This is a genomic window from Mesorhizobium sp. M1E.F.Ca.ET.041.01.1.1, assembly GCF_003997355.1.
Classification (GTDB): Bacteria; Pseudomonadota; Alphaproteobacteria; order Rhizobiales; family Rhizobiaceae; genus Mesorhizobium.
This window is the reverse complement of sequence record NZ_RZSL01000479.1, coordinates 1-4,846: the sequence shown is the minus strand read 5'-3', so window position 1 is coordinate 4,846 and position 4,846 is coordinate 1. Positions and strand designations below refer to the sequence as shown.

The 4,846-nt window shown below is 65.6% G+C and carries 3 protein-coding genes and 2 pseudogenes; all 5 read left to right on the top strand.

What is annotated here, in order from left to right; genetic code table 11:
- Positions 1 to 167: pseudogene (locus tag EOA38_RS28265) on the top strand (FMN-binding glutamate synthase family protein); the annotation flags it as partial.
- A 36-nt stretch (positions 168 to 203) separates the two neighbouring features.
- Positions 204 to 1,511: a type III glutamate--ammonia ligase gene (gene glnT, locus EOA38_RS28260; RefSeq protein ID WP_126095375.1), complete on the top strand. Its 1,308-nt coding sequence runs from the start codon at positions 204 to 206 to the stop codon at positions 1,509 to 1,511.
- Positions 1,512 to 1,596: 85 nt separating this feature from the next.
- A complete protein-coding gene (locus EOA38_RS28255; RefSeq protein WP_127300775.1) occupies positions 1,597 to 2,838 on the top strand; it encodes a sarcosine oxidase subunit beta family protein in 1,242 nt (413 codons plus the stop codon).
- Between the two features lie 10 nt (positions 2,839 to 2,848).
- Positions 2,849 to 3,126 (top strand): annotated as a pseudogene (locus tag EOA38_RS28250) (sarcosine oxidase subunit delta).
- 202 nt (positions 3,127 to 3,328) lie between these two features.
- Positions 3,329 to 4,846 (top strand): 2Fe-2S iron-sulfur cluster-binding protein (locus tag EOA38_RS28245; RefSeq protein ID WP_127300774.1); only part of this gene is annotated, 1,518 nt, incomplete at its 3' end.

Sequence of the window (4,846 nt, the reverse complement as noted above, 5' to 3'; positions counted from 1 at the left end):
TGAAGGTGATGACGCTGGAGGCGCAGACCATCGCCCGCGCCTGCGGCAAAAATCACCTGCACAATCTCGAGCCGGAAGATCTCTGTTCGCTTTCGATCGAGGCGGCAGCCATGGCCGGCGTGCCGCTTGCTGGCACCAACTGGATACCGGGGAAGAACGGCTTCTAAGACAGACTTCCAAGATCACATAAGCGAGGAACTATAATGGGGAACGATCTCGCCGCATTCGCCAAGGAGAACGGCGTCAAATATTTCATGATCTCCTACACCGACCTGTTCGGCGGGCAGCGCGCCAAGCTGGTGCCGGCGCAGGCGATCGCCGACATGCAGAAGGACGGTGCCGGATTCGCCGGTTTCGCGACGTGGCTCGACCTGACGCCGGCGCATCCCGACATGCTGGCTGTGCCGGATCCGGATTCGGTGATTCAACTGCCATGGAAGCGCGAGGTCGCCTGGGTTGCCGCCAACTGCATCATGGACGACAAGTCGGTCGAGCAGGCGCCACGCAACACGCTGAAGCGGCTGATCACCGAGGCCGCCCGCGACGGCATGCATGTCAAGACCGGCATCGAGGCCGAGTTCTTCCTGATCTCGCCGGACGGCAGCGCCATCTCGGACCAGTACGACACTGCGTCCAAGCCCTGCTATGACCAGCAGGCGGTGATGCGACGCTACGACGTGATCGCCGAGATCTGCGACCACATGCTGGCCCTCGGCTGGGGCCCGTACCAGAACGACCATGAGGACGCCAACGGCCAGTTCGAGATGAACTGGGCCTTCGACGACGCGCTGGCAACCGCCGACAAGCACTCCTTCTTCAAGTTCATGGTCAAGTCTGTCGCGGAAAAGCACGGCCTGCGCGCGACCTTCATGCCCAAGCCTTTCCAGGGCCTGACCGGCAATGGCTGCCATGCGCATATCTCGGTTTGGGACGAGACCGGCAAGACCAATGTCTTCGCCGACAATTCGGAAGAACTCGGGCTGTCCGCCAAGGGCAGGAACTTCCTCGGCGGCATCATGAAGCATGCCTCGGCGCTAGCCGCGATCACCAATCCGACGGTGAACTCCTACAAGCGCATCAACGCGCCACGCACGATTTCGGGCGCGACCTGGGCCCCGAACACGGTGACCTGGACCGGAAACAACCGCACCCATATGGTGCGCGTGCCCGGTCCCGGCCGCTTCGAGCTGCGCCTGCCCGACGGCGCGGCCAATCCCTACCTGCTGCAGGCCGTGATCGTCGCCGCCGGCCTCGACGGCATCCGCTCCAGGGCCGATCCCGGCAAGCGCTACGACATCGACATGTACCAGTTCGGCCATACCGTGACGGATGCGCCGAAACTGCCGCTCAACCTGCTCGATGCGTTGCGCGAATTCGACAACGACAAATCGCTCAAGGCGGCGCTGGGTGAGGAATTTTCGTCGGCATATCTAAAGCTGAAGCAGCAGGAATGGAATTCCTATGCTTCGCACTTCACGCAGTGGGAGCGCGACCACACGCTGGATATCTAGAAGCATCGGACCGAAAAGTGTGAAGCGGTCTTCGGGCAAATCCGATGCGTCAAGAAAGGTTCGGCGTAAGGCGAGCGGCCTCTCGATCTTCTCGCTCGCCCGCGCCGCCCTCTCCGGCCACAAGAACTGGAAGCCCACCTGGCGCGACGCGGCGCCCAAGGATCGCTACGAAGTGGTGATCATCGGCGGCGGCGGTCACGGCTTGGCGACGGCCTGGTTCCTCGCCAGCGAATTCGGCATCCGCAATGTCGCTGTGCTGGAGAAGGGCTGGATCGGCTCCGGCAATGCCGGCCGCAACACCACCATCATCCGCTCCAATTACGGCCTGCCCGGCAACACCGGCTTCTACGAGCTTTCGATGAAGCTGTGGGAGCGGATGGAGCAGGATTTGAACTACAACGCGATGGTCAGCCAGCGCGGCGTGATCAACCTCTATCACTCCGACGCCCAGCGCGACGCCTTTGCCCGGCGCGGCAACACCATGCGCATCAACGGCATCGACGCGGAGCTGCTCGACCAGGCGGCGGTTCGCAAGATGATGCCGTTCCTGAATTTCGAGAATGCGCGGTTTCCGATCCAGGGCGGGCTGCTGCAGCGGCGCGGCGGCACGGCGCGCCACGACGCCGTGGTCTGGGGCTATGCGCATGCGGCGAGCGAACTCGGCGTCGACATCATCCAGAACTGCGAGGTCACCGGCTTCGAGCGCAACGCCAACGGCAAGGTGACCGGCGTCGAGACTTCGCGCGGCCGGATCGGCGCCGGCAAGGTCGGCATGGCGGTTGCCGGCTCTTCGTCTCGCGTCGCGGCAATGGCGGGACTGAGGCTGCCGATCGAAAGCCACGTCCTGCAGGCCTTCGTCTCCGAAGCGATCAAGCCGCTCTTGCCCAACGTCATGACCTTCGGCGCCGGGCACTTCTACGTCAGCCAGTCCGACAAGGGCGGATTGGTCTTCGGCGGCGACATCGACGGCTACAATTCCTATGCCCAGCGCGGCAATTTGCCGGTCGTCGAGGATGCCTGCGAAGGCGGCATGGCGCTGATCCCGATGATCGGCCGCGTGCGGCTCCTGCGCCAATGGGGCGGCATCATGGACATGTCGATGGACGGCTCGCCGATCATCGACAAGAGCCCGGTCGATGGCCTCTATCTCAATGCCGGCTGGTGCTACGGCGGCTTCAAGGCAACGCCCGGCTCCGGCCTGGTCTTTGCCCATCTCATCGCGCGCGACGTACCGCACAAGGAAGCCGCCCGCTTCCGCCTCGACCGGTTCCAGCGCGGCGCCATGATCGACGAAAAGGGCCAGGGCGCCCAACCGAACCTGCACTGAAGGCCCTGTCATGCGGATAGTCTGTCCCTTCTGCGGCGAGAACGCGAACTCGGCGAGTTCACCTATCTCGGCGACGCCAAGCCGCAACGGCCCACGGCCGAGGCCGGCGAGGACGCCGTCTACGACTACGTTTACCTGCGCGACAACATCGCCGGCGTGATGAGCGAGCACTGGTATCATGGCGGCGGCTGCCGGGCCTGGCTAAGGGTCACCCGCAACACGCTGACGCATGAGATTTCGGCCGTAGAGCCGGCGGCGGGCGCTGGGGCTAGGCAGGTTGCGAAATGAGTTCTCCTGTCGAAGTCAGTGCTGCGGCGAAGATCGCCAGCTCCCTACCTCCCCCTTGTGGGGAGGTCGGACCGCAGGTCCGGGTGGGGGTCGGCGCCGTCCCCCCGCCCCGCTGTTTCGCAGCGACCCTCTCCACAAGGGGGAGGGTAAGGGGCGGCGCAAACGTCTCCCATGAAGTCGAACCAATCGAAGGCCGGGCATCGTGATTTCCAGCCAATCCAATCGCCTCCCGTCCGGCGGCCTCATCGATCGCTCGGACGCGCTCAGCTTCCGCTTCGACGGCAAGACTCTCTTCGGCTTCAAGGGCGATACGCTAGCTTCCGCGCTGGTCGCCAACGGCGTCAAGCTGGTCGGCCGCTCGTTCAAATATCACCGCCCGCGCGGCATCCTGACCGCAGGTTCGGAAGAGCCCAACGCGCTGGTCGAGCTGCGCAGCGGCGCCAGGCGTGAGCCGAACACCAAGGCGACGACGGCAGAGCTTTATGATGGCCTGGAAGCCGCCAGCCAGAACCGCTGGCCGTCGCTCCGTTTCGACGTCATGTCGGTCAACCAGCTATTCGCGCCGATCTTCGTCGCCGGCTTCTACTACAAGACCTTCATGTGGCCGGCAAAATTCTGGGAAGCGATCTACGAGCCGGCGATCCGGCGCGCCGCCGGCCTCGGCCGTGCCGCCGGCGTTTCCGATCCGGATCACTATGACAAGGCCTGGGCGCATTGCGACGTGGTGATCGCCGGCTCGGGTCCGGCGGGCCTGGCGGCGGCTCTCGCTGCCGGTCGCAGCGGCGCGCGCGTCATCCTGTGCGAGGAAGATTTTGTCCTCGGCGGCCGCCTGCTGGCCGATGGTGGCACGATCGATGGATTGCCGGCCTCGGAGTGGATTGCGCGCACGCTGAGCGAGCTCGCGGCGATGCCGTATGTCCGCATAATGGCGCGCACCACGCTGTTCGGCGTCTATGACGGCGGCACCTATGGCGCGGTCGAACGCGTCAACGACCATCTGCCGGTGCCGCCCGAGCATCAGGTGCGTCAGCGGCTGTGGCGCATCGTCGCCAAGCGCTGCGTGGTCGCTACCGGCGCGATCGAACGTCCCATCGTCTTTGCCGGCAATGACACGCCGGGCGTGATGATGGCGTCCGCCATGCGCAGCTACATCGCCCGTTACGCGGCGACGCCGGCGCGGCGCATCGCGCTCTTCACCAACAATGAGGATGGCTGGCGCACGGTGGAGACGGCGATCGCCGCCGGACTGCAGGTCGCCGCCGTGATCGATGCGCGGCCCGAGATCTCGCCGGCGCATCGCTCGCTTGCCTCCAAGGTCGGCTTCCCGGTGCTGCACGGCTCCGTCTCCGCCGTCGACGGCGGCAAGGACGGCGTGCGCAAGATTTCCGTTTCGCTGACCGGCGGCGCGCACGCCGAAGTCGAAGCCGACGGGCTCGCGATTTCCGGCGGCTGGAACCCGGCCGTCGGCCTCACCTCCTACCACCGCGGCCGACCGAAATGGCGCGACGACATCGCCGCCTTCGTGCCGGACGGCGCGCCGCCCGGCATGGCCGCGGCAGGCGCCGCCAACGGCGCCTTCGGCCTTGGCACCTGCCTGCGCGAGGGTTTTGAGACCGGCGCCGCCGCAGCGCGCGATGCCGGACGAAGCGGCAATGTCAGGTCCATGCCCGTCGCCGACGACGAGGCCTTTTCGCTGACGCCGCTTTGGCATGTCGCCGGC

Excerpts from the sequence above, each read along its gene's own strand:
- glnT (WP_126095375.1), top strand. The coding sequence starts at position 204 with ATGGGGAACGATCTCGCCGCATTCGCCAAGGAGAACGGCGTCAAATAT.